A 24,233-nucleotide genomic window follows, 5' to 3' on the forward strand; every position below is an offset into this window, starting at 1 on the left:
GTACGCCGGACGGTACCCACCCTCAGGAGAGGAGTCGTCGAGGCATCAGGAGGTAGCGGAAGCCCGGGTCGGTCGCCTCGGCGCCCTCCGGGGCGGACCCGCTGATGACGACCGGCTTCGAGGACTGGGTGAACGCCAGCTCGACCACCGGCTGGTCGATGGCGGTCAGGCCGTCGAGCAGGAACTGCGGGTTGAAGCCCGTGGTGATGTCGTCGCCGTCGACCTCGGCCGGGATCGACTCCGAGGCCTGCGCCTCGTCGCCGGAGCCGGCGTCGAGCGTGAGCACGCCGTCGCTGAACGCCAGCTGCACCGCGGTGTTGCGCTCGGCGACGAGCGCGACGCGCTTGACCGACTCCACCAGCGCGGCCTTCTCGACCTTCGCGACGGTGAGGTGCTCGTTCGGGAACAGGCTGCGGACCTTCGGGAACTCCCCGTCCAGCAGCCGCGTGGTGGTGCGTCGTACGCCGCCGGGCGCGTTGCCCTCGAAGCCGATGATGCCCTCGCCCGAGCCGGTGGCCGCCAGCGCGATGGTGACCTCGCTGCCGGCGGTGAGCGACTTGGCGGTGTCGCCGAGCACCTTGGCCGGCACCAGCGCGGCGGCGGACTCGTCGGGGGTGCGCGGGTCCCAGCCGAGCTCGCGCTGCGAGAGCCGGAAGCGGTCGGTGGCCAGCAGCGAGATCGTCGAGCCGTCGATCTCGATCCGCACGCCGGTCAGGACCGGCAGCATGTCGTCGCGACCGGCCGCGGTGACGGCCTGGGCGACTGCGTGCGCGAACTCGTCGCTCTGCACCGTGCCGGTCGCCGCCGGCATCTCCGGCAGCGTCGGGTAGTCCTCGACCGGCATCGTCTGGAGGCTGAACCGCGCGGACCCGCAGGTCAGCGAGACCCGGGCGCCCTCGAGCGTCATCTCGACCGGCTTGCTCGGCAGGCTGCGGCAGATGTCGGAGAGCAGCCGCCCGCTGACCAGGGCGCGGCCCTCGTCGTTGACCTCGGCGCTGAGCGTCGCCCGGGCGGACGTCTCGTAGTCGAAGGTCGAGAGCACCAGGCCGTCGTCGCTCGCGTCGATGAGCAGACCGGCGAGCACCGGCACGCTCGGTCGGACCGGCAGGCTGCGGGCGGCCCAGGCGACGGCATCCGCGAGCACGTCGCGGTCGACGCGGAACTTCACGATTCGTGGTCCTTCAGGTCAGGGACGGACGGGATGCGCATCCTGCCACGTGGGGTGCGGGCGCGGGAGGTTCGGTGTGGTTTGCCCTCGACCGCTGCTGTGGAGGCGCGCGACCTCGGGAGGACCGGCCGGGTCGTTCGTCCCCAGGGGGAGGGGCCGGGTGGAGTTCCACGGGGGATCGGGATGTCTGGAGGTAGGGAGGAGTCATAGGTGCAGTGGAATCTGTGGAGGAACCGCGTTCTCCCAGGTCGTGCGGTGCACTCGTGACTCACAGGGGCTGTGGAACCACACGGGACGGCCGGGCTGCCGGTGTGGAGCCCGGCCGTCGGCGCGGAGTGGTTCCTCGGGTTCTCCCCAGATCCTCCCCGTGTAGTTCGTGCCTGCGGGGCGGGCTGGTCCACAGCGGGAACGACAGGAACGGTGGTTCGCCGGCTGTGGAGGACGCCTGTGGGATCAGGCGACGGTGAGGGTCACCTCGACGTTGCCGCGGGTCGCGTTGGAGTAGGGGCACACCTGGTGGGCCTGCTCGACCAGCTCCCGAGCCCGGTCGGCCTCGACCTGGGGGAGCGTCACCTCCAGCTGCACGGCCAGGGCGAAGCCGCCTTCGTCGTTCGGGCCGATCGAGACGTCGGCGACGACCTCGGAGTCGGTCGTGTCAGCGCCGGCCTTGCCCGCGACGAGCTTGAGGGCGGAGTGGAAGCAGGCGGCGTACCCCGCGGCGAAGAGCTGCTCGGGGTTGGTGGCCCCACCCGGGCCGCCCATCTCCGGCGGGGTGCGGACATCGGCGTCGATGAAGCCGTCGGTGGACTGGACGTGACCGTTGCGGCCGTCCCCGGTCGCGGCCGCGCTGGCGGTGTAGAGAGTCTTCATGTGCGCAAACGTATTGTGCACAATGGAATAGCGCAAGGGGTTAGCCTGGGTCGCGTGACCGACCACCCCCAGCTCGCCCTGGACGAGCAGCTCTGCTTCCCGTTGTACGCCGCCACCCGTGCGGTCACCCAGCGGTACGCCGAGCTCCTCGCCGACGTCGGCCTGACCTACCCGCAGTACCTCACTCTGCTCGCGCTGTGGGAGGCCGACGGGCCGGTCAGCGTCGGCGACCTCGGGCGCCGGCTGCGGCTGGACTCCGGCACGCTCACGCCGCTGCTGAAGCGGATGGAGGCGGCCGGCCACGTCTCGCGGCGGCGCGACCCGGCCGACGAGCGGCGGGTGCTCGTGGAGCCGACCGCCGCGGGCGCGGCCCTGCGCGACCGGGTGGCCGACGTGCCGGGCCGGCTGCTCGAGGGGATGGGGTTGTCCTTCGAGGAGCTGTTGCGCCTGCGCCGCGACCTCGGCACGCTGCTGCAGGGCCTGGACGCCTCCGCGGGCTGAGACCCGGCCCGCCCCTGCCCGACCCGGCCCGGGCTCCGTCCGGGGCTCAGCCCTGGCGGGCCTGCATCTTCACGCGGTTGGTCAGCTCGCTGACCTGGTTGAAGACCGCGCGGCGCTCGGCGAGCAGCTGGTTGATCTTGCGGTCGGCGTACATCACCGTCGTGTGGTCGCGGTTGCCGAACTGCGCGCCGATCTTCGGCAGCGACAGGTCGGTGAGCTCGCGGCACAGGTACATCGCGATCTGCCGGGCCATGACCAGGTGCCGCCCGCGGCTGGGACCGGTGAGCTCGTCGATGGAGAGGCCGAAGTACGCCGCGGTCTGGGCGATGATCAGCCCGGCGGTGATCTCCGGCTCGCCGCCCTCGGGGATGAGGTCCTTGAGCACGATCTCGGCGAGGGTCATGTCGACCTCCTGCCGGTTCAGGTTCGCGAACGCCGTCACCCGGATCAACGCGCCCTCGAGCTCGCGGATGTTGGTCTGGATCTTGGAGGCGATGAACTCCAGCACGTCCGGCGGCGCGGTGAGCCGGTCCATCGCGGCCTTCTTGCGCAGGATCGCGATGCGGGTCTCGAGGTCCGGGGGCTGGACGTCGGTGATGAGCCCCCACTCGAACCGGTTGCGCAGGCGGTCCTCGAGCGCCTCGAGCCGCTTGGGTGCGCGGTCGGAGGTCAGCACGATCTGCTTGTTGGCGTTGTGGAGCGTGTTGAACGTGTGGAAGAACTCCTCCTGGGTCTGGGTCTTGCCCTCCAGGAACTGGATGTCGTCGATGAGCAGCACGTCCACGTCGCGGTAGCGGCGCTTGAACCGGTCCTGCCGGTCGTCGCGGATCGCGTTGATGAACTCGTTGGTGAACTCCTCGCTCGACACGTAGCGCACCTTCGCCCCGGTGTAGAGACTGCGGACGTAGTGCCCGATCGCGTGGAGCAGGTGGGTCTTGCCCAGGCCGGAGTCGCCGTAGACGAGCAGCGGGTTGTAGGCCTTGCCCGGCGCCTCGGCCACGGCCACCGCGGCGGCGTGGGGGAAGCGGTTGGACGAGCCGATGACGAACGTCTCGAAGGTGTACTTCGGGTTGAGCCGGGTCTCCAGCGCCGTCGGGCGACCGTGGTCACCGCCGGCCGGGCCGCTGTGCGCGCCGTGGCCGGGGAAGTTGTCGCCGAGGTAGCCACCGTCGGTGGGCTCGGTCCGGCCGACCTCGGCGCCGGGCCCGGGCGCGCCGCCGAGGGCGTGCGCGTCGACGTCCGGTCGCAACGGCTGGACGGAGGCGAGCGCGCCTTGTCGAGATGTCGACAAGTCGACGTCGGAGTGGACCGGGAGCTCGGCCGGTGCCTGCTGCGCCGGCGGCGGCGCGACCGCCTCGAGGTCGAGGGCGGGGTTCACCGTCACCGCGATCCGGATCTCGCGCCCGAAGGCCATCGTCAGGGCGTCCTCGAGCTGACCTCGGAGCCGGCCCTCGAGCTGTCCCCGGGTGAAGTCGTTGGGGACGGCGACGATCGCGGTGCTCTCGTGCAGGGTCACCGGCTCGCTGGCCGTCAGCCAGGCCCGCTGGTGCGGCTGGAGGTCGTCGACGACCTGTCGCCAGGCGGTGCCGAGGTCCGGCGTGCTCTGGTCCACGATGGGTGGTCCCCTTCTCTCTGCTCACGGTGTTCCACAGCTTTGTCCACAGGTTGTGAACGCGACCCGCTCGCTGTGGAGGAGTCTGGCCGAGACCCGGCACCGGTTCCGGTGGAATCGGTGTTTTCCCAGGTCAGGCGCCTGTTGAAAACCTCGGTGACCCAGGTCACCGGGCCGGTCGGCGGGCGTCCGCGGGAGGCCGGAGGGGAATCTCGACGGCCTCGAACCTAACCCCGGCATCGCGCCACCGGCAAGCCGTCATCCACAGGCCCGTAGGCTGGCCTCGGCGGGGCGCCCCAGGCGCTCTCCGCCGGTTTGACCCTGGGATTCGGCTGCGCGTACCGTTGGCCGGTCGCCCGGTGTCGACCGGTGCCGCACGTCCACGGGAGGTCAGCCTCGCGTGGGTGGGCGGTGCCAGCCGAAAAGCAGTCGTGGGGCGTGTCCGCACGGATCCACGACGGCACTGCCGATCCCGCCGGGGTCGATGTCCCGAACCACCACCGAAGGAAGAGCTCGTGAGCAAGCGTACGTACCAGCCGAACAACCGTCGCCGCCACAAGGTGCACGGCTTCCGCCTGCGCATGCGCACCCGTGCCGGCCGCGCCATCCTCTCCTCGCGTCGCCGCAAGGGCCGCAAGAGCCTGGCCGTCTGACGGCTGCCGCCGCGCCGCCGCCCAGCTCCGACCCCGCTGTGCTCCCACCGGCGCACCGGTTGGTCGACGCGGACTCGTTCCGTGTCGCCGCCCGTGCCGGGGAGCGAGCGGGGTCGCGCACGCTGGTGGTCCACCTGTGGACCCCCGGCGAGGGCCGCGACGACCCACCCCGCGTGGGCTTCGTCGTGAGCAAGGCGGTCGGTGATGCCGTCACCCGCAACCGCGTGAAGCGCCGTCTGCGACACCTGGCCCGGGAGCACGTTCCGTCGCTCCCGGGCTCTGCTGTGCTCGTGGTCCGGGCGCTGCCCGCGGCCGCGGAGGCGTCGTACGCCGAGCTGGGCGCTGACCTCGCGCACGGCCTGCGTCGCGTCCTGGCGCGCTCCGCAGCGGTGCCGGCGTGAAGGCGGTGCACCGGTGAAGCACGTCCTCATCGCGCTGCTGCGCGCCTACCGGGCCGTGATCAGCCCGTTGTACGGCCAGGTCTGCCGCTACCACCCCTCCTGCTCGGCCTACGCCCTGGAGTCGGTCACCGTGCACGGCAGCCTGCGCGGCACCTGGCTGGCGGTGCGACGCCTGTCCCGGTGCCACCCGTGGGCCCCCGGCGGCTACGACCCCGTTCCACCCCGCACCAGCGCGGGCCCTTCTCCCTCACCGACGCAAGGAGCCTGACCCCGTGGACTTCTTCACCTCCATCGGCAGCTTCATCATGACGCCGCTCTACTACGTGATCTCGGTGGTCATGGTGGGGTTCCACAAGGCCTTCGAGGCGGTGGGCCTCAACCCCGCGGGCGGCGCGTCGTGGGTGCTCTCGATCGTGGGCCTGACCCTGGTGATCCGTGCGGCGCTGATCCCGCTGTTCGTCAAGCAGATCAAGTCCAGCCGCAACATGCAGCTCATCCAGCCCAAGGTCAAGGAGCTGCAAAAGAAGTACGGCCACGACCGGGAGCGTCTCGCGCAGGAGACGATGAAGCTCTACAAGGACGCGGGCACCAACCCGTTCGCGTCCTGCCTGCCGATCCTGCTGCAGATGCCGATCTTCTTCGCGCTGTTCCGGCTGATCGACCAGGCCTCGCACGGGAACCCGCGCGGCGTGCTGACCGAGGAGCAGGCCGAGCAGTTCGGTGGTGCGGAGCTGTTCGGCCAGATCCCGATCGCGAACACGTTCCTCAACGCCGACGGCCACCTCGGCGTGATGCTCCTCGCCGCGGTCCTCGTCGTGGCGATGACCGCGACCACGTTCCTCACCCAGCGGCAGCTGATGAGCAAGAACATGCCGGCAGACGCGCTGAGCGGCCCGTACGCCCAGCAGCAGAAGATGCTGCTCTACGTGCTGCCGGTTGTCTTCGCCGTCGGAGGCATCGCGTTCCCGATCGGTGTCCTCTTCTACTGGACGACCTCGAACCTGTGGACGATGGGCCAGCAGTTCTACGTCATCCGCAACAACCCCGCGCCCGGCACGCCGGCGTTCGCCGCGAAGCAGGAGCGTGACCGCGCCAAGGCCGCTCGCAAGGGCCAGCCGGCCGAGGCCACGGCGGTCGAGGCCGTGCCCGAGACGCCGGTCGAGCGACGTCCGGCGCAGCGGCAGCAGCCGCGCAAGCAGACCCGACAGCAACGCAAGTCCGGCGGCGGGCAGCGCCCGTCCGGCGGCAGGACCGAAGGTGGGAAGCAGAAGTGAGCCACGAGACCAGCGAGCAGACCGGCGTCGCGCAGGACGCCCCGGCGGTCGAGGAGCCGGCCGCCGCCGCTGCCGACGCGCGTCCCTCCCGGGTGGAGCAGCTCGAGGCCGAGGGCGACATCGCCGCGGACTACCTCGAGGAGCTGCTGGACATCGCCGACCTCGACGGCGACCTGGACATCGACGTCGAGGGTGACCGCGCGGTCGTCTCCGTCGTCGGGGCCGAGCTCTCGCAGCTGGTCGGCCGGGACGGCGAGGTGCTGGACGCGCTGCAGGAGCTGACCCGGCTCGCGGTCTACCGCGAGACCGGCGAGCGCTCCCGCCTCATGCTCGACATCTCCGGGTACCGCGCGCAGAAGCGCGAGCAGCTCGTCGCGCTGGCCGCGGAGACGGTGACCCGGGTCAAGGAGTCCGGCGCCCCGGTCTCCCTCGATCCGATGTCGCCGTTCGAGCGCAAGGTCGTCCACGACGCGGTCGCCGCCGCCGGCCTCGTCTCGGAGTCCGAGGGCGTCGAGCCCCGGCGCCACGTGGTCGTGCTGCCGGAGTGACCCTCCCCTCGCGATGACCGACGACGTTCCACGTGAAACCGAGACACCCTCCGTGCCCGCCGAGGCGCGGAGGGTGTTCGCGTCCGACCGGTTGCCGCTGGCCGAGCGGTACGCCGAGCTGCTCGCGACCGAGGGCGTGGTCCGTGGGCTGATCGGCCCGCGTGAGGCGCCTCGCCTGTGGACGCGCCACGTGCTCAACTGCGCCGTGCTCGGCGAGTGGGTGCCGGAGGGCTCCTCGGTCGCCGACATCGGGTCCGGGGCCGGCCTGCCCGGGATCGTGCTGGCGATCGCACGACCCGACCTCACGCTGACCCTCGTCGAGCCGCTGCTGCGGCGTACGACCTTCCTGGGGGAGGTCGTCGACGAGCTGGGCCTGAGCCAGGTCGAGGTGGTGCGTGGTCGCGCCGATGCCCTGCACGGCGAGCGCCGCTACGACGTGGTGACCTCGCGGGCGGTGGCTCCCCTGGGCCGGCTGCTCGAGTGGTCGATGCCGCTGGTCGACGCCCACGGCGCGCTGTTGGCGATGAAGGGCTCCTCCGTCGCCGCGGAGATCGAGGAGGCTGCCCCGGTGCTCGGGCGGTTCGCCTGCGCGACCCCGGAGGTGCGCGAGCTGGGGGTGGGCGTCCTGCCGGAGACGACCGTCGCCGTCCGGGTTTCGTGGGCCGATCCGGCGTCGGTATCGTGGCCGCGCACCACCGGGCCGGCTATGCGCGCGACGTCGGGCCGGCGGCGCTCGGGATCCTCGCGCAAGCGTCGCTGACCGGGTCGTACAGCGCTCTCCCCGAAGTTATCCACCGCTCGGCGGGGTGCCCCTGAGCGTGACTGTCCACAGAACGACCGATGTTGTCCACAGGAGCCGTCCGTGCCGGACCCGACCGATGTTTCACGTGAAACGACCGCGAACCGAGGTTTCACGGTCCGCACGGCGGCCGACCTGGCGGCATACGGCACGGGGTTCGAGGACGACCAGACGCCGCTGGCGAAGGCCGCCCAGCACAGCATCCTGGCCCGGCAGGGCGCCCGCGCTCGGCCCGCGGTCCCCCGGCCGGACGCGACCCGGGTGTTCGTCGTCGCGAACCAGAAGGGTGGCGTCGGCAAGACGACGTCCACGGTGAACGTCGCGGCAGCGCTGGCGCAGCTCGGCCAGCGGGTGCTCGTGATCGACCTCGACCCGCAGGGCAACGCGTCGACCGCGCTCGGCATCGACCACCGCCGGGGCACGCCGTCCACCTACGACGCGCTCGTCGACGGCGTACCCCTCGAGGAGGTGGTCGCTCCCAGCGAGGACCTGGAGAACCTGTTCGTGGTCCCGGCGACGATCGACCTCGCCGGCGCGGAGATCGAGCTGGTCAGCGTGGTCGCTCGGGAAGGACGCCTGAAGAAGGCGATCACGGGCCACCCCCTCGTCGGCACTGCGGAGGAGGCGGGCGAGGACCGGTTCGACTACGTCATCGTCGACTGCCCGCCGTCGCTCGGTCTGCTCACCCTCAATGCGCTGGTCGCGGGCGACGAGATGCTGATCCCGATCCAGGCCGAGTACTACGCCCTCGAGGGGCTCGGCCAGCTGCTCGAGACCGTCGAGATGGTCAAGGCGCACCTGAACCCGGGGCTGGACGTGTCCACGATCCTGATCACGATGTACGACGCCCGCACCCGGCTCGCCGCCAACGTCGCGGAGGAGGTGCGCGAGCACTTCGGGCCGCAGGTGCTCCGGACCGCGATCCCCCGTTCCGTGCGGGTGTCCGAGGCGCCGTCGTACGGCCAGACGGTGATGACCTACGACCCCGGCTCCCCCGGCGCGCTGAGCTACCTGGAGGCCGCCCGGGAGATCGCGACCAAGCCCCGGACCAGCCAGGGAGCATCCGCGTGACGACCAAGCCGCCTGCTCGCCGTGGGCTCGGCCGTGGCCTGGGCTCGCTGATCCCCACCGGCCCGTCGCCGGCCGATGCCCCTGCCGAGGATGCTGCGCCGGCCGAGGGCGGCCGCCCGGGTGGCGGTGCCCCGGTCGTCGGAACCGGGTCGGCCCGGGTCGCCGCGACGGGAACCGGACCGGCGGGCGAGGAGCTCGCTCCGGTCGAGGGCGCCCACTTCGCGGAGATCCCGGTCGGGCGGATCACGCCGAACCGCGTGCAGCCGCGACAGGTGTTCGACGAGGACGCGATGGCCGAGCTGGTCCACTCGATCCGCGAGGTCGGCCTGCTGCAGCCGGTGGTGGTCCGGCGCACCGGACGGGACGCCTACGAGCTGGTCATGGGCGAGCGCCGCTGGCGCGCGTCCCAGGAGGCCGGCCTGGAGCGGATCCCGGCGATCGTCCGGGAGACCGAGGACACCGACATGCTCCGGGACGCCCTCCTGGAGAACCTCCACCGCTCCGAGCTCAACCCGCTCGAGGAGGCCGCGGCGTACGCACAGCTCCTCGAGGACTTCGGCTGCACCCACGAGGAGCTGGCCCAGCGGATCGGCCGTTCCCGCCCGCAGATCAGCAACACGCTCCGCCTGATGCGGCTGAGCCCGGCTGTGCAGCGCCGGGTGGCGGCCGGCGTGCTGTCGGCCGGCCACGCCCGCTCGCTGCTGGCCGTCGACGACGCGGACCTGCAGGACCGGCTGGCCTCCCGCGTCGTCGCCGAGGGCATCAGCGTTCGCGGGCTCGAGGAGATCGTCGCCGTCGGCGAGACCGGCGGCGGCAAGCGGACGGCCCGTGTTTCACGTGAAACGGGCGCCGACGTCGACGACCTGGTCGAGCGGTTGTCGGACCGCCTGGAGACCCGCGTGAAGATCGACGTCGGCCGCACCAAGGGCAAGATCACCGTCGAGTTCGCCTCGATCGACGACCTGCGGCGGATCGCCGACATCATGGACCCGCGGAACCGCCAGGACCGGGTGATCTAGCCATTCGCCGATATATCGTTTTGTCGACAAAACGATCTGTCGGGGGCTGCGAGTGGTCCACAACCGCGCAGTTGCGCCCGAATGTCGGTCTGGTAGCGCCCCCAGGGCGACCGACCCGCACATTTGCGGAGTTGTCGACGCGGTGAGCTCGCTCAGAATCGTTCCTGGAGAACCGGATCAGGGCCGCCAACGACCGTCAGCGGCGTCGGATCGGCCGCGAACACGTTCCGGAACAGCCGGGATCAGCCTTGGGCGCGCTTGGCCGCCCGCCGGGCGGCGCGCTCGCGCTTCTCCTCGGCGTCGAGGCGTAGGGCCTCCTCCGGCGTGGGCGCCGACCCGCCGTGGCGGGCGGGCAGCCACCAGCTGCCCGGCGGCTGCTCGTCGGCGGGGTAGCCGGCGATCGTCTCGTCGACCAGGGACGACATCGCGGCGTGCAGCTCGGCGGTCTCGGCGACCGGGTCCTCACCGGTCGGGTGCAGCGGCTCACCGACCCGGATCGCGATGGTCTTGCCCCGGGAGAAGTCCTTGGGGTGGTCCTTGGTGAGCATCCGCTGCGTCCCCCAGAGCGCGACCGGGATGAGCGGGACGGAGGCCGCCGCGGCGATGCGGACGGCACCGGTCTTGATCTCCTTGACCTCGAAGGAGCGCGAGATCGTGGCCTCGGGGAAGATGCCGACCACCTCGCCGGCGCGGAGGTGGTCGACGGCGGCGTGGTAGGACGCGAGCCCCTCGCCCCGGTCGACGGCGATGTGGTGCATCGAGCGCATGACCGGGCCGCCCACGGGGTGGTCGAAGATCTCCTTCTTGGCCATGAACCGCACCAGCCGCCCCGACGGGTTCGCCGCGAGGCCGCCGTAGATGAAGTCGAGGTAGCCGACGTGGTTGCACGCCAGCAGCGCGCCCCCGCTCGTGGGCACGTGCTCCGTCCCGCTCATCTGGAACCGCTGCCCCAGCAGGCGGAAGACCGTCTTCGCCGTCAGGATGATGGGCGGGTAGCTGATGTCGCGCATGCGGTGAGCGTAGAGCCCGGGCCCAGCGAGCGGTCCGGCGGAGGGTCGGTGGGTCAGCGACGTACGGCGAGGAAGTCCGCGATCCGCCCGATCGCCTCCTCCAGCACGTCGACCGCGGGGAGGGTGACGAGCCGGAAGTGGTCGGGGTCGGGCCAGTTGAAGCCGGTCCCGTGGGTGACCAGCAGCTTCTTGGCGCGCAACAGGTCGATGACGAACGCCTCGTCGTCCTCGATCGGGTAGACCTCGGGGTCCAGGCGCGGGAAGCAGTAGAGCGCGCCGCGGGGCTTGACGCTCGAGACGCCGGGGATCTCGTTGAGCAGCCGGTGGGCGAGCATCGCCTGCTCGTAGTAGCGACCACCCGGGCCGATGAGCTCCTCGACGGACTGGTAGCCGCCCAGCGCTGTCTGGATCGCGTGCTGGGCGGGCACGTTGGCGCACATCCGCATGTTCGCGATGAGGGTGAGGCCCTCGATGAAGTCGGTCGCCAGCTCCTTGGGGCCGGAGATCATCACCCAGCCGGCGCGGTAGCCGCAGACGCGGTAGGCCTTGGAGAGCCCGCTGAAGGTCAGGCACAGCACGTCGTTGCCGGCGTACGTCGCCGCGTGGTGGTGCACGGCGTCCTCGAAGAGGATCTTCTCGTAGATCTCGTCGGCCATCACGACCAGGTCGTGGCGGCGCGCGATGCCGACGAGCCCCTTGACGGTCTCCTCGCTGTAGACCGCGCCGGTCGGGTTGTTGGGGTTGATGATCACCAGGGCGTGGGTGTTCTCGGTGATCTTCGACTCGATGTCGGCGAGGTCAGGGTTCCAGTCGTCCTCCTCGTCGCACCGGTAGTGCACCGCGGTGCCGCCGGCCAGGGTGATCGCCCCGGTCCACAGCGGGTAGTCCGGGGCCGGCACGAGGATCTCGTTGCCGTCGTCGACGAAGGCCTGCAGCACCATGGAGATCAGCTCGGAGACGCCGTTGCCGATGAAGACGTCGTCGACGCGGACGTCGCGCAGCCCGCGCGACTGGTAGTAGTTCATGACCGCGGTGCGCGCCTCGTAGATGCCGCGGGAGTCGGCGTACCCCTGGGAGTCCGGCAGGTGGTGCACGATGTCGGCGACGATCGCCTCGGGCGCCTCGAACCCGAACGGCGCGGTGTTGCCGATGTTGAGCTTCAGGATCCGGTGGCCCTCGCTCTCGAGGCGCTGCGCCTCGACCAGGATCGGACCGCGGACGTCGTAGCGGACGTTGCGGAGCTTGCGGCTCTGGCGGATCTGGCGCACGGCGCCCATCCTCGCAGGCGCCCGCCTAGCATGGCGGGCAGGAGGTGCACAGGTGTCCCGCAAGGTCGTCCGGCTCACGCTCGACCACCTCGACGCGCTCACGTCCCCGTGCCGCTCCTGCCTGTTCTGGGAGCTGGACCCCGTCACCCGACGGCGGGTCGAGGACCCGGCCGCGGAGAAGCGGGCCTGGCTCTCGGAGGTGCTGCGCGAGTGGGGCTCGTGCGGACAGGTGGTGCTGGTGGACGGCGAGCCGGTCGGGCACGCGGTCTACGTGCCGCCGGCGTACGCCCCGGGCGCGGCGGGCATCCCCACGGCGCCGGTGAGCCCGGACGCGGTGCTGCTGACGACGGCGTACGTCGATCCGGCCCACGTCGGCGGGGGGCTGGGGCGGATGCTGGTGCAGGGGATGGCCCGCGACCTCATCAACCGCGGGGGGATCCGCGCGGTCGAGGCGTTCGGCACCACCCTGCCCGGCGCGGTGGCGCCGTGCCTGGTGCCGGCCGGCTTCCTCGCGGGCGTCGGCTTCGGGACGCAGCGCGCGCACCCCACGAACCCGCGGATGCGGATGGAGCTGCGCTCGGCGCTGACTTGGCGCGACGAGGTCGAGGCGGCGGTGGAGCGGCTGCTCGGCGCGGTGCGACCGGCGCCGAAACCGGTACGGCCCCCGACGCCGTCGCGGGGGACGGTGTCGAGGGCCGCGGGGCGCTGAGGCTCGAGCCGGCGGGACCGGGGCTCGGGCCGGCGGGTCCAAGGGGGCGGAGCCCCCTCGTCATGCGGAGATGAACTCCGAGAGCTCGTTGAGCAGCGTCGCCTTCGGGCGGGCGCCGACGATCGTCTTCACGACCTCACCGCCCTGGTAGACGTTGATCGTCGGGATGCCGGTGACCCGGTAGGACGACGGGGTGACGGGGTTCTCGTCGACGTTCATCTTGAAGAAGGAGATCTTGTCGCCGTGCGCGCCGGCGATCTCGTCGAGGATCGGGGCGACCTGGCGGCACGGACCGCACCACTCGGCCCAGAAGTCCACGAGGACCGGCTTGTCGGACTTGAGGACCTGCGCCTCGAACTCGGCGTCGGTCACGGCTGCGATGTTGCCCACGTGAGGATCCTTCCCTGGAGTGTGTGTGCTGCTGGGTGCTGCTGAGGAGTGAACACCGGTGCGCCGACGGTTGTTCCGGCGGTCGACCCACCAGCGGGTGCCGGCGGCCGGCTGGTCAGGCGCCGGCGGTCTGCACGGTCTCGGCAGCGACCTCGGCGTCGACGCGCGCCTGGGCCTCGGCCGGGGACGAGGAGACGGTGTCGAGCGCTGCGAGGTAGCGCTCGGCGTCCAGCGCGGCGGCGCAGCCGGTGCCGGCGGCGGTGATCGCCTGGCGGTAGTGGTGGTCGACCAGGTCGCCCGCGGCGAAGACGCCCGGCAGGTTGGTGCCGGTCGAGGGGTGCTCGACGACGACGTACCCGTTGGGGTCGAGGTCCACCTGTCCCACCAGCAGCTCCGAGCGGGGGTCGTGGCCGATGGCGATGAACAGCCCGGTGGCGTCCATCCGTCGCGTCTCGCCGGTGACGGTGTCCTTGAGCGTGATGCCCTCGAGCCGGTCGGTGCCGTGGATCTCCTCGACGACCGAGTTCCACTCGATCTCCAGCTTCGGGTCCGCGAACGCGCGGTCCTGCATGATCTTGGAGGCGCGCAGCTCGTCGCGGCGCACGATGAGGGAGACCTTCGATCCGAAGCGGGTCAGGAAGGTCGCCTCCTCGATGGCCGAGTCGCCACCGCCGACCACGGCGATGTGCTGCTCGCGGAAGAAGAAGCCGTCGCAGGTCGCGCACCACGAGACGCCGCGGCCCGAGAGCTCGTCCTCGCGCGGCAGCCCGAGCTTGCGGTAGCCCGAGCCGGTCGCGAGGATCACCGCCCGCGCGGTGAAGGTGCCGGTGGCGGTCTTCACGACCTTGACGTCACCGGTGAGGTCGACCTCGACGACGTCGTCGGGGACCAGCTCGGCGCCGAAACGCTCGGCCTGGGCGCGCATCTCGTCCATGAGCGCGGGGCCCATGATGCCGTCGCGGAAGCCAGGGAAGTTCTCGACCTCGGTGGTGTTCATCAGCGCGCCGCCGGCCGTCACCGAGCCCTCGAAGACGAGGGGCTGCAGGTTGGCGCGTGCGGCGTACACCGCGGCGGTGTAGCCGGACGGGCCGGACCCGATGATGATGACCTGACGGGTTGCGGTGTCGGACATGAAGTCGACGTCTCCTCGCGGTGCGGTGGCTGCCGGCGTCGCTCCCGCCGGCCGGGACAGGTCCTCGAGCGGCTCGAGGTGCTTCTGCGTCAACCGATCGTAGGCGAGGGTTGTTCCGCGCGTCGGGTCAGTCGCGGGTCGGCTGCGGGTCGGCTGGGCGTCAGCCGGCGGGCAGCGTCGTGGAGCGCAGGGCCTCGCCGGTGCCGCACTGGAGGAGGTCGGCCACCTGGCTGTCGCCGGCGGGGGCCCGGAAGACCAGGACGTGCGGCTCGTCGTCGTAGAGGACCGGCACCGCGACCCCTGCGCCCCAGTCGGCGGGCGTGCACTCGAAGAACGCGAGGTCGGGCTGCGCGCGGTGCTGGTCGCCACGGCCGCGACCGCGGTTCCCCCGGGTCTCGGCGCCCCGGTCGCCGCTGCGCGAGCCGTCGACGACGTCCCGGGCCCGGAGGGCGTCGGCGGCGAACCGCTCGGACCGCACCCGGACGGGGCGACCCTGCGGGGTGACGAAGGCGTTCAGCGCGGAGGTCTCCGGCGCCGCAGCGCTGGCGGTGGCATCCCCTTCCGCGGGCGCGTCGCCGCCGTCGGCCAGCGAGCCGTCGGCGCCGCCGTCCTCGGCGACCGCTCCGCCGGCGGCGTCCCCGTCGACCTCGTCGTCGACCGAGGTCGACCGCTCGGCCGCCTCCCGGTCCACGATCGCCGCGGTCTCGTCGGCGTTGCTGCCGGCGTCGCTCCCTGCGCCGGGCAGGACCTGGCCGAGACCGAGGCCCACGACGGTGACCGCGGCGGCTGCGGCCAGCAGCCCGGCCGCCCGGCGACGGCGGCGCACGGACAGCTCCTCGACGGAGGAGGGGAGGTGCTCGCCCTCGGCGAGCTGGGCCAGCACGCGGTCGAGGCGGGTCGCGACGTCGACGGGCACCGGCTCGACGTGCCGGGCGTCGGCGAGCCGGCGGCGCACCTCCTCCTCCCGGGGGTCGGGACGGGGCTCGGTGTCGGGACGGGTCACGGTGCACCTCCTCCGGTCGGCTCGTGGGGCTTCGGGACAGCGGCCGATCCTGTCAGGCCGGCCTGACCTGGGACGGGCGGGGCCGTCGCCGGGTTCCCTGCGCGTGTCCCCGGTCGCACCGTCCGCTCGATCTCGAGCAGGTCCGCGAGCCGGGCCCGGCCGCGGGAGCAGCGCGACTTCACCGTGCCGACGGCGCAGTCGAGCACGGCGGCCGCCTCCGCCACCGAGTAGCCCTCCATGTCGACCAGGACCAGCGCGGCCCGCTGCTCGGGAGGCAGCGTGGCCAGGGCCGCGAGCACGGCCCGCCGGCGCTCGCCGCGCACGCTGAGCTCGGCCGGGTCCTCGGCGTCGGGGCCCGCCGAGGAGCGCGAGCCGCGGTCGCCGTACTCCTCGAGGTCGTCGGGGAGAGCCTCGGTGCGCCGCACCCGGGCGGCGCGCAGGCGGTCGAGACAGGCGTTGACGACGACCCGGTGCAGCCAGGTGGTGACGGCGGCGTCGCCGCGGAACGAGCCGGCCCGGCGGTACGCCGCCACGAGGCCGTCCTGCAGGCCATCGGCCGCGTCCTCGCGGTTGCCGGTGGTGCGCAGCGCGACCGCCCACAACCGGTCGCGGTGCCGCACGACCAGCTCGCCGAAGGCCGTGCGGTCGCCAGCGACGTGCGCGGCCAGCAGCTCCGCGTCGGTCCGGTCGCCCTGGTCGGTCCGGTCGCTCGGTCGGGTCCGGCGCGTCACCCGCGCACCACGACCTCGCCGACCTCGCCGCGGTAGCCGCCCTCGACGGCCGGCAGCGAGGTCAACCAGACGACGACGTACCGTCCGGTCACCGGCTCCTCCAGGGACACGCGCCCGCGCTCCTCCAGCGTGTCGCCGCCGGCGACGACGAGGTCGCGGACCGCGGTCGGCTCGCTGTCGGAGACGTAGACCGACACCTCGGTCGGGGCGCCGACCAGGGTGAGGTCGACCTGGGCGACCTCCTGGGCGGAGCCGAGGTCGAGGACGATGCCGACGCCGGTCTTCAGGCCGGCGGGACCGAACTGCTGCTCGTAGGTCGCCGTGCGCCAGGTGCTCGCGGGGTCGCCGTCGGCGGCCAGGGGCGCGAGCTCGGGGTTCTCCACGCCGTCGCCGCCCTGCGGGTCGAGGTCGGTGACCCCCTGCACCGCGATCGTCGAGAGCGGTGCCGTGCTGGCGCTGGCGCTCGGGGTCGGGTCGTCCGCGCCCGTCCCGAGCGGTCCGCGGCCGCGGCCGAGGTTGACCGCCACCACGGTCGCGAGCAGCACGGCGGCGCAGATGCCCAGCACGATCGCGAGCCGCATCCAGCGACGGCCCGGGACCTCCTCGAGGGTGCCGGTGTCCTCGACGGCGGGGAGCGCGGCGCCGGTGCCGCGGCCGTCGCCGGTGTCCCAGGGCCAGTACGTCCCGTCGCCGGGCCCGCCGGCGCCGCGGGGGACGTCGGCGAAGGCGTGCGGCCCGGCGTCGCCGTGGCTCACCCCCGGCCGCGGCCGGCGCGCGGGAGCGCCGTCGGTGGGGTCGGGCGCGAAGAGCGGCCGGCTCGGCGGCTCCTCGAACGGCGGCGGGGGCGGCACCGGCTCGGTGCGGCGCTCCAGCCACGACACGTCGTCGGTCGCGTCGTCGAAGATCGGCAGGCCGGCCTCGGTCGGCAGCTCCGCGCGCGCCGGGCCGCGCTCCGGCTCGGGCTCGGGCTCGGGGTCGGGTTCCGGCTCGGGTTCCGGCTCGGGCTCGGGCCGGGCGTCGTGGGGCACCACCTCGGGCACGGGCGGCAGCACGATCGCCGAGGGGAGGTGCACCTGCGGGGTGGACGCGGCCAGCGCCTCGGGCACGCCGGCGGGGTCGCCGACGAACTCCTCGAGGTACGCCGCGACGCCCCGCGCCGTGGTCACGTCGAGGAGGTCGCGCCGGGCGGCGTAGGGGTTGAGCAGCGCCTCGCACAGCGCGTCGAGCGGGCGGGGGACCCCGGCGCGCACCTGGCGCGGGCGGAGCACGTGCCCGTGCTCCTGAGGCGCCGGCGGCACCGCGGACGGCGAGACACCCGCCCACTTGCCCGTCAGCGCGGCGTACAGGAGGCCGGCGAGGTCGGTGACGTCGGTCGCCGTGCCGTCCGGGGGCAGCCCGTGCAGCGCCGCGTCGACGCAGAGGCCGATGACGCGCACGTGGCCGGTGCGCTCGACGAGGACGTTCTCGGGGACGAGGCGGCCGTGGGTGACGCCCGCCGCGTGGGAGGTGGCGACCGCGTCGGCCACCTCGCCGACCAGCCAGGCGGCCTTGCGGGGGCTCAAGGGGCCGCTCGTGGCGAGCAGGATGTCGAGCGAGGTGCCCGAGCCCCACTCGTTGACGACGTAGCAGACGCCCTCGAGCCGCTCGGCGTCCAGCACCCGCAGCACCCGGCGGTCCAGCACGGTCGCCGAGCGCCGGGCGGCGTCGATCAGGCCGGGCGCGCGGTCGTCGCCGGCGTCGATGACGTGCAGGGCGACGTGCCGCTCCAGCACCCGGTCGTGCGCCCGCCAGAAGCGGCCGCCACGGCTCTCCGAGAGCAGGTCGACGAGGCGGTAGCGGTCGGCGAGGACGTCTCCTGGGCGTGCGGTCTGCGGCACGGCCTCCTCATCCCCTTCGACCTCGAGCACCCGGGACGCGCCGACACCGCCCCCGGGTGCGGCCATCGTAGGACCGTCAGCGACCGCGGGGGAGCGGAAGCCGCCGGGTGAGCGTGGCGACCACCGAGGTGACCTCTGTCAGCCGCAGCGCCCGGGCCACCGCGAGGAACACCGCGACGTCGACGAGCACCACCACGAGCGCCCGCAGCACCGCCACGGCGTACGACGACTCGTCGCCGAGCACGTCCAGCAGCACCTTCGCCAGCCAGGCCGCCCCGGTCGAGACGCCGACCGTGATCACCATCCGCACGGCGAACCGGACGAGGGTCGGCGTCCGCAGCCCGCCCAGCCGGCGCCGGAGCACGGCGTAGGACAGCAGTGCACCGACGCCGTACGCCGCGGCGTACGCGAGCGCGAGGGCGGGCGCGGTGCCGGCGTCGTCGGTGGCGTGGACGAGGACCAGCGCGGCGAGCACGTTGGTGGCGCCGACGGCGCACTGGACGTAGAAGACGGTGCGCGTCTGCTCGAGGGCGTAGAAGCCGCGCAGCATCAGGTAGTGGACGGTGAAGAGCACCAGGCCGGGGGCGAACGCGGCGAGCGTGCCGATGTAGTTCTCGTAGGTCGCCGACGCCGCGCCGAGGGAGATCAGGCGCGCCAGCTCCGGCGCCAGCACCGGCAGCAGCGCGGCGAAGGGCAGCACGACGGCCAGCGCGGTGCGCAGCGTCGAGCTGAGCGCGCGCGCCAGGCCGCTGAGGTCGGTCTCGGCCGCGCGCCGCGAGAGCGTCGGGAGGATCGCCGTCGCCAGCGAGACCGTGATGACGGAGTGGGGGACCATCACGATGAGGAACGCCGCGGAGTAGACCGAGTAGCCGGTGGCGTCGGCCTCCCCGCCGGCCGTGCCCTGCGAGGCGAGGCGGACGACGACGGTGTAGGCGACCTGGTTGACGATGACGAAGAGCACCGTCCACACGCCCAGGCGCAGGGTGTGGCCCAGGCCCGTGCCGCGGAAGTCGAAGCGGGGGCGGAACCGGAAGCCGGCCGCGCGCAGGTACGGCACCAGGATCAGCAGCTGGGCGACGATGCCGAGCGTCGAGCCGAGACCGAGCACGAGCTCCTGGTCGCTGCTGTAGCCGGCGGTCAGCTCGGCGCCCTTCGCGGTGCCGTAGAGCAACAGGTAGAGACCGAGGACCAGCACCGAGATGACGTTGTTGGCGATCGGCGCCCACATCATCGGGCCGAAGCGGCCGCGGGCGTTGAGGATCTGCCCGACCAGCACGAACATGCCGTAGAAGAAGACCTGCGGCAGGCACCAGCGGGCGAGGTCGACGACCGACTCCCGGGCGTCGGCGGGGACGTCGGGGTCGACGTACAGGGCCATCACCCAGGGCGCCGCGAGGACCAGCAGCACGGTGACGGCGCCGAGGAAGAGCGCCGCGAGCGTCACGACCCGGTTCGTGTAGGCCTCGCCGCGGTCGGCGTCGCTCTTGGTGGCCCGCACCAGCTGCGGGACGAGCACGGCGTTGAAGACACCGCCCGCCAGCAGGATGTAGAGCATGTTCGGGATGGTGTTGGCGATGTTGAAGACGTCGGCGTGCAGCAGGTTGCCGAGCGCCGCGGCGAGCAGCAGCGTGCGGGCGTAGCCGCTGACGCGGCTGACGATCGTGCCGGCCGCCATCACCGCGCTGCTGGAGAGGATCGAGCGCTGCTCGTCGTCCGCCCGTCTGGTGGCCTCCTGGTCGGTGTGCTGGTCGGTCCCGGTGGTGGTCCGGTCGGGGGTCTCGTCCGTCATGCGGTCTCCTCCTCGCGGCGGGCGCGCAGGACGCTGCGGACCAGGCGCAGGGCGATCGTGCCGAAGAGCAGCACCGCGCCGACCCCCATGGCCACCCAGATGATCCCGCTCGCCTGGATCGAGCGGATCGAGAGCTCCTGGGCCGAGCCGAGCGGGGTGTGGCTGTCCTCGGGGTCCTCGGTGTGGTCGGTCAGCATCAGCCGGACCCGGTGCACGCCGGGCTCCCGCGTGGTGGCATCGAGCAGCACCGAGACCCGCTGCCCGGCGCCGACCTCGACGGTGTCGGGCCCCTCGATCGAGATCGCGGCGGGGTCCTCGGTGACGGCCTGGATGCTGACCTCGACCGGCTCGTCGAGGCCGTTGACGACCGTGGCGCCGAAGCGGCCGTTGGCGCTCGACAGCGCGACGCCCGGCGGCGCCTCGATCGTCACGCTGCCGAGGCGCTCCTCGATCCAGCGCTGCGAGGCGCGCAGGGAGAGGCGGGTGGCGGGTAGCCGGCCGCGGGAGGAGTACGACAGCGCGCCGAGCGCCTCGTCGGCGACCTCGGCCGCGACTCCGGTGTTGTCACGCAGCACGTGCTGGAGCACGTCGCCGGCGCGGATCAGCGCCGCGGCCGTCTCGAAGGTCTCCGGGTCGACGCGGCGCGCCTCCTGCCGCTCGGGCAGGACCAGGTCGTCCGCCGCGACCGCGGTGCCCTGGCGGTCGGCGGCCTCGGCGACGGTGCCGAGGTCGATCCAGTCCTCGGCGAGCCCGTCGAGGAAGCCGTTCGTCGAGACCGGCGTCCAGCCGCTCGGCAGCTGCACCACCAAGGGCTTGCGGCCGGGCTCGAGCAGTCGCACCGCCGCCTCCGCGAGCACGCGCTGGCGCAGCGCCACCGCCGCGAGCGGGTCGTCCGGCCCGGGGCCGCCCGAGGCCGCGCCGGAGGAGGTGACGACCAGGCGGCGACCGTCGACGGTGGCCACCCCGGGCGGGTCCTCGGGGAACATCCGGTCGGTGACGAGCAGCGTGTCGTCGGGGTCGGTGGCCGGCAGCGCGGCCGGGTCGAGGTAGCCGGTGGGCGAGCCGAGGCCTGGGCTGGTGTCGACCTCCCACGGGTCGCTCGCCGCCACGCTGCGCGCCCGGGCGCGGGTCAGCAGGTCGGCGTCGGCGGCGGCCGCCCCGGCCACGTCGAGGTCGCCGTACGGCAGCGTGAGCACCTCGTCGCCGGCCATGGCGGCGCTGAGCCGGCCGAGCCAGGCCGAGGCGACCTCGGCCGCCGCCGCCTCCTCGGGGCTGGGCTCGTGCTCGTCACCGGACGCCCGACCGTCCTCGCGGTCGCCCTGGCCGTCCTGCTCGCCCTCGCCCTGGTCCTCCCCGCCCTCCGGGCCGTCGGACCCACCGGCGCCGGGCGAGAAGCCGACGTCGGGCTCGCCCGACGGCGCGATCGGGCGGCCGTCGACCGTCGGGGCCAGGGAGCGTGGCGGGTTGCCCTCGGCGAGGTCGCGCACCGCGTCGACCAGGGCCGGGTCGACCAGCCAGGTGACCGGCTGGTCGCCGGCGGAGGCGCCGAGGTCGACCAGCGAGCGGAGCGATCCGTCGGGGCCGAGGGTGCGCGACCAGCCCTCGACGTCGGCCAGCGACCCGTCGTCCTCCCGGGCCAGCGAGCGCCGCAGGGGGATGACGACCGCGGCAGGGACCTCGCCGCGCGTGCTGGGCGGGACGAGCGGCAGGAACGTGCGGGCCCGGCCGTCCGCGCCGTCGATGCGGCCCGCCGGCGACTCCCCCAGGGCGTGGACGCCGAACCAGTAGACGCCGGCGGCGCTCACCGCGATGCGGTTGCGGGGCAGCGTCAGCCGGAACTGCGCCGACTCTCCGGGCTCCAGCGCGTCGACCTCGTCGCTGACCTCCACGACGCGGCCGCCGACCTCGATGTCGGCCGGGATCTCCGCGGCCTCGGCCAGCTGGGCGGTCGACGTCATCGGGGTGGAGCCGACGAACGGGTAGAGGCGGATGGCCGACCAGGTCTCGGTGCTGGTGTTGGTGACCTCGCCGGAGATGCGGATCGGGCCGCGTCGTGGGATCGCGCCGGGGGTGAGCGAGGTGATCGTCACCGCCAGCGGGGCGTCGTCCTCCGCCGCGGCGGCGGTCGCTGCCGGCGCCGGCGGCGCGGTCGCGAGGCTCCCCGGGACCGCTGCCGTGGCGGCCAGCGCGAGGGCCGCGGCCGCCAGGGCAGGCCGCAGCGACCGGGGGCGAAGCATGCGGACGACACTATCCGTGTCGATCGGTCCTAGAATCGTCCCCCGTGCCCGACGCTCCGCTTCCTCCCCTGCAGCTCACCGACGTCCAGCGCTCGGTGGCCGAGGAGCTGGACCGGATCGCGCCGGTGATCGACGAGCTGGGCCGTCGCTTCGCCGACGCCGGCCACGAGCTGTCGCTGGTCGGTGGCCCGGTCCGGGACGCGATGCTGGGGCGCCACCACAACGACCTGGACCTCACCACCTCCGCGCGGCCCGAGCAGACCGAGCGGCTCCTCAAGGGCTGGGCCGACGCGATCTGGGACATGGGCCGCGCGTTCGGCACCATCGGCTGCCGCCGGGGCGACTGGCAGGTCGAGATCACGACGTACCGCTCGGAGTCCTACGACCCCTCCTCCCGCAAGCCCGACGTCGACTTCGGCGACAGCCTCGACGGCGACCTCGGCCGGCGGGACTTCACGGTCAACGCGATGGCGGTGCGCCTGCCGGGGCGGCAGGTGGAGGACCCGTACGGCGGCGTCGTCGACCTCGCGCACCGGGTGCTGCGGACCCCGGGCCGGCCCGAGGACTCCTTCTCCGACGACCCGCTGCGGATGATGCGCGCGGCGCGGTTCGCCGCGCAGCTGGGGTTCACCGTCGACGACGGCGTCCGCGAGGCGATGACCGCGATGGCCGAGCGGATCTCGATCATCTCCGCCGAGCGCGTCCGCGACGAGCTGGTCAAGCTGGTGTGCGCGCCGTACCCGCGCCTCGGCCTCACCCTCCTCGTCGAGACCGGCCTCGCGGCCCTTGTGCTGCCCGAGCTGCCGGCGCTCCAGCTCGAGCGCGACGAGCACCACCGCCACAAGGACGTCTACGAGCACACCCTGACCGTGCTCGAGCAGGCGATCGACCTCGAGCACCGGCTCGGCGGCGAGCCGGACTTCGTCTCCCGCTTCGCCGCGCTCATGCACGACGTCGGCAAGCCGCGCACCCGCCGGTTCGTGGCCGACGGCACCGTCACCTTCCACCACCACGACGTGGTCGGCGCGAAGATCACCCGCAAGCGGATGCAGGCGCTGCGGTTCTCCAACGACGAGATCGACGCGGTCGGCAAGCTCGTCGAGCTGCACCTGCGCTTCCACGGCTACGGGTCGGGGGAGTGGACCGACTCCGCGGTGCGCCGCTACGTCCGCGACGCCGGCGACCAGCTCGAGCGGCTGCACATCCTCACCCGGGCCGACTGCACCACGCGCAACCAGCGCAAGGCGGCCCGGCTCGCGCGCACCTACGACGAGCTCGAGGAGCGGATCGCCCGGCTCTCGGAGCAGGAGGAGCTCGCCTCGATCCGCCCCGACCTCGACGGCAACCAGATCATGGAGCTCCTTGGCATCGGCCCCGGCCGCGAGATCGGCCAGGCCTACCAGCACCTGCTCGAGCTGCGGATGGACCACGGTCCGCTCGGCGAGGAGCGCGCCCGCGAGGAGCTGCTCGCCTGGTGGGCGGCCCGGTAGCGGTCAGGTCGTCCAGGGTGCGGGGTCAGCGGTGCACCGTCGGGCGCCCCGCTGACCACGGTCCCCACGTGCGAGCCAGCAGTCGAGCGTGGACGTCGTACGCCGCGCGGGGCTGCGCCGCCCCACTAGGGTGCGGCCATGACCGGCTCTCTCCCCACCGACCTCGAGGCGACCGTGGAGGTCGCCGCTCCGCCCGCTACGGTCTGGTCGCTCGTCGCCGACCCGGCCCGGGCGCGCGAGTGGAGCCCGCAGGTCCTGCGCACCTTCGTCCGCGGCCGCCCGGTGCAGCAGGGCACGACATTCCTCAACCTCAACTCCCGCGGGCCGCTCGTGTGGCCCACCACCGCCAAGGTGACGTCGTTCGACCCGCACGTGCGCTTCGCCTTCCGCGTGTACGAGAACCGCACCACCTGGTCCTTCACGCTCGAGCCCACCGCCGACGGCGGCACCCGGCTCACCAACCGTCGCGAGACCTCCGAGGGCATCTCGGCCGTCTCCCTGCTCCTGACCCGCGTCGCTCTCGGCGGCGTCGACACCTTCACCGACGAGCTCCGCGCCGGCATGGCCGAGACCCTCGGCAAGATCAAGGCCGCCGCCGAGTCGCTCGCCGCCGCGCGCTGATCGTCTGGGCGTGCGGCTGCGGTCCGGGCGTGCGGCTGCGGTCCGGGCGTCGACGATCGT

At 73.2% G+C, this 24,233-nt stretch carries 24 protein-coding genes; 12 read left to right on the forward strand and 12 right to left on the reverse strand.

Annotation, left to right across the window (positions count from 1 at the left end; genetic code table 11):
* Positions 1–22: 22 nt before the first annotated feature.
* Both dnaN and G6553_RS04555 read right to left on the reverse strand, forming a co-directional pair.
* Entirely contained in the window at positions 23–1,168 is a 1,146-nt protein-coding gene (gene dnaN / locus G6553_RS04550; RefSeq protein WP_166189564.1) for a DNA polymerase III subunit beta, read from the reverse strand.
* 453 nt (positions 1,169–1,621) lie between these two features.
* Positions 1,622–2,038 carry an organic hydroperoxide resistance protein gene (locus G6553_RS04555; protein WP_166189565.1) on the reverse strand — a complete coding sequence of 139 codons (417 nt, stop codon included), beginning with the start codon at positions 2,036–2,038 and terminating at the stop codon, positions 1,622–1,624.
* Between the two features lie 54 nt (positions 2,039–2,092).
* Here G6553_RS04555 and G6553_RS04560 point away from each other — a divergent pair, with 54 nt between their 5' ends.
* The gene (locus tag G6553_RS04560) at positions 2,093–2,539 is read left to right on the forward strand and encodes a MarR family transcriptional regulator (RefSeq protein ID WP_347565487.1); all 447 of its coding nucleotides are present in this window, start codon (positions 2,093–2,095) and stop codon (positions 2,537–2,539) included.
* 46 nt (positions 2,540–2,585) lie between these two features.
* On the opposite strand, the gene dnaA is transcribed toward G6553_RS04560, so the two are convergent.
* Positions 2,586–4,151 (reverse strand): chromosomal replication initiator protein DnaA, encoded by a 1,566-nt coding sequence (dnaA, locus tag G6553_RS04565; protein ID WP_347565488.1) that lies wholly within the window; start codon positions 4,149–4,151, stop codon positions 2,586–2,588.
* Positions 4,152–4,666: 515 nt separating this feature from the next.
* Here dnaA and rpmH point away from each other — a divergent pair.
* The 8 genes from rpmH to G6553_RS04605 all read left to right on the forward strand — a co-directional run bounded on the left by rpmH (position 4,667) and on the right by G6553_RS04605 (position 9,916).
* Positions 4,667–4,804, forward strand: coding sequence for a 50S ribosomal protein L34 (rpmH, locus tag G6553_RS04570; RefSeq protein ID WP_011758123.1), 138 nt, complete (start codon positions 4,667–4,669; stop codon positions 4,802–4,804).
* Between the two features lie 38 nt (positions 4,805–4,842).
* Positions 4,843–5,205, forward strand: a complete 363-nt coding sequence (rnpA, locus tag G6553_RS04575) for a ribonuclease P protein component (protein ID WP_166189567.1) — start codon at positions 4,843–4,845, stop codon at positions 5,203–5,205.
* Between the two features lie 13 nt (positions 5,206–5,218).
* A complete protein-coding gene (gene yidD, locus G6553_RS21580) occupies positions 5,219–5,473 on the forward strand; it encodes a membrane protein insertion efficiency factor YidD (protein WP_166189569.1) in 255 nt (84 codons plus the stop codon).
* Between the two features lie 4 nt (positions 5,474–5,477).
* Entirely contained in the window at positions 5,478–6,479 is a 1,002-nt protein-coding gene (yidC, locus tag G6553_RS04585) for a membrane protein insertase YidC (RefSeq protein ID WP_347565489.1), read from the forward strand.
* 92 nt (positions 6,480–6,571) lie between these two features.
* On the forward strand, positions 6,572–7,027 hold the full coding sequence (locus tag G6553_RS04590) for a R3H domain-containing nucleic acid-binding protein (RefSeq protein ID WP_347565504.1): 456 nt from the start codon (positions 6,572–6,574) through the stop codon (positions 7,025–7,027).
* Between the two features lie 73 nt (positions 7,028–7,100).
* Positions 7,101–7,787 (forward strand): 16S rRNA (guanine(527)-N(7))-methyltransferase RsmG, encoded by a 687-nt coding sequence (gene rsmG / locus G6553_RS04595; RefSeq protein ID WP_347565490.1) that lies wholly within the window; start codon positions 7,101–7,103, stop codon positions 7,785–7,787.
* Positions 7,788–7,889: 102 nt separating this feature from the next.
* Positions 7,890–8,897, forward strand: a complete 1,008-nt coding sequence (locus tag G6553_RS04600; RefSeq protein WP_347565491.1) for a ParA family protein — start codon at positions 7,890–7,892, stop codon at positions 8,895–8,897.
* Positions 8,894–9,916: a ParB/RepB/Spo0J family partition protein gene (locus G6553_RS04605; protein WP_347565492.1), complete on the forward strand. Its 1,023-nt coding sequence runs from the start codon at positions 8,894–8,896 to the stop codon at positions 9,914–9,916. The genes G6553_RS04600 and G6553_RS04605 overlap by 4 nt, the downstream gene beginning before the upstream one ends.
* Positions 9,917–10,158: 242 nt before the next feature.
* On the opposite strand, the gene G6553_RS04610 is transcribed toward G6553_RS04605, so the two are convergent.
* Both G6553_RS04610 and G6553_RS04615 read right to left on the reverse strand, forming a co-directional pair.
* Positions 10,159–10,926 (reverse strand): lysophospholipid acyltransferase family protein, encoded by a 768-nt coding sequence (locus G6553_RS04610; RefSeq protein ID WP_166189575.1) that lies wholly within the window; start codon positions 10,924–10,926, stop codon positions 10,159–10,161.
* A 53-nt stretch (positions 10,927–10,979) separates the two neighbouring features.
* On the reverse strand, positions 10,980–12,194 hold the full coding sequence (locus G6553_RS04615; RefSeq protein ID WP_347565493.1) for a pyridoxal phosphate-dependent aminotransferase: 1,215 nt from the start codon (positions 12,192–12,194) through the stop codon (positions 10,980–10,982).
* A gap of 52 nt (positions 12,195–12,246) precedes the next feature.
* Here G6553_RS04615 and G6553_RS04620 point away from each other — a divergent pair, with 52 nt between their 5' ends.
* Positions 12,247–12,903 (forward strand): GNAT family N-acetyltransferase, encoded by a 657-nt coding sequence (locus tag G6553_RS04620; protein WP_166189579.1) that lies wholly within the window; start codon positions 12,247–12,249, stop codon positions 12,901–12,903.
* A 60-nt stretch (positions 12,904–12,963) separates the two neighbouring features.
* On the opposite strand, the gene trxA is transcribed toward G6553_RS04620, so the two are convergent.
* The 7 genes from trxA to G6553_RS04655 all read right to left on the reverse strand — a co-directional run bounded on the left by trxA (position 12,964) and on the right by G6553_RS04655 (position 22,062).
* On the reverse strand, positions 12,964–13,293 hold the full coding sequence (gene trxA, locus G6553_RS04625) for a thioredoxin (RefSeq protein ID WP_300960076.1): 330 nt from the start codon (positions 13,291–13,293) through the stop codon (positions 12,964–12,966).
* A gap of 115 nt (positions 13,294–13,408) precedes the next feature.
* Positions 13,409–14,425 (reverse strand): thioredoxin-disulfide reductase, encoded by a 1,017-nt coding sequence (trxB, locus tag G6553_RS04630; protein ID WP_166189580.1) that lies wholly within the window; start codon positions 14,423–14,425, stop codon positions 13,409–13,411.
* A gap of 160 nt (positions 14,426–14,585) precedes the next feature.
* On the reverse strand, positions 14,586–15,428 hold the full coding sequence (locus G6553_RS04635; protein WP_166189582.1) for a hypothetical protein: 843 nt from the start codon (positions 15,426–15,428) through the stop codon (positions 14,586–14,588).
* Positions 15,425–16,159, reverse strand: a complete 735-nt coding sequence (sigM, locus tag G6553_RS04640) for an RNA polymerase sigma factor SigM (protein ID WP_166189584.1) — start codon at positions 16,157–16,159, stop codon at positions 15,425–15,427. Before sigM ends, G6553_RS04635 begins: the two co-directional genes overlap by 4 nt.
* On the reverse strand, positions 16,156–18,102 hold the full coding sequence (locus G6553_RS04645) for a protein kinase family protein (RefSeq protein WP_166189586.1): 1,947 nt from the start codon (positions 18,100–18,102) through the stop codon (positions 16,156–16,158). The genes sigM and G6553_RS04645 overlap by 4 nt, the downstream gene beginning before the upstream one ends.
* A 10-nt stretch (positions 18,103–18,112) precedes the next feature.
* Entirely contained in the window at positions 18,113–19,825 is a 1,713-nt protein-coding gene (gene murJ, locus G6553_RS04650; protein WP_166189587.1) for a murein biosynthesis integral membrane protein MurJ, read from the reverse strand.
* Positions 19,822–22,062 (reverse strand): DUF6049 family protein, encoded by a 2,241-nt coding sequence (locus tag G6553_RS04655; protein WP_166189589.1) that lies wholly within the window; start codon positions 22,060–22,062, stop codon positions 19,822–19,824. Before G6553_RS04655 ends, murJ begins: the two co-directional genes overlap by 4 nt.
* A gap of 44 nt (positions 22,063–22,106) precedes the next feature.
* Here G6553_RS04655 and G6553_RS04660 point away from each other — a divergent pair, with 44 nt between their 5' ends.
* The gene (locus tag G6553_RS04660; RefSeq protein ID WP_166189591.1) at positions 22,107–23,552 is read left to right on the forward strand and encodes a CCA tRNA nucleotidyltransferase; all 1,446 of its coding nucleotides are present in this window, start codon (positions 22,107–22,109) and stop codon (positions 23,550–23,552) included.
* A gap of 138 nt (positions 23,553–23,690) precedes the next feature.
* Positions 23,691–24,173, forward strand: a complete 483-nt coding sequence (locus G6553_RS04665) for an SRPBCC family protein (protein WP_166189593.1) — start codon at positions 23,691–23,693, stop codon at positions 24,171–24,173.
* Positions 24,174–24,233 lie beyond the last annotated feature (60 nt).

The sequence above is a fragment of the Nocardioides sp. IC4_145 genome, assembly GCF_011250565.1.
Lineage (GTDB): Bacteria > Actinomycetota > Actinomycetes > Propionibacteriales > Nocardioidaceae > Nocardioides.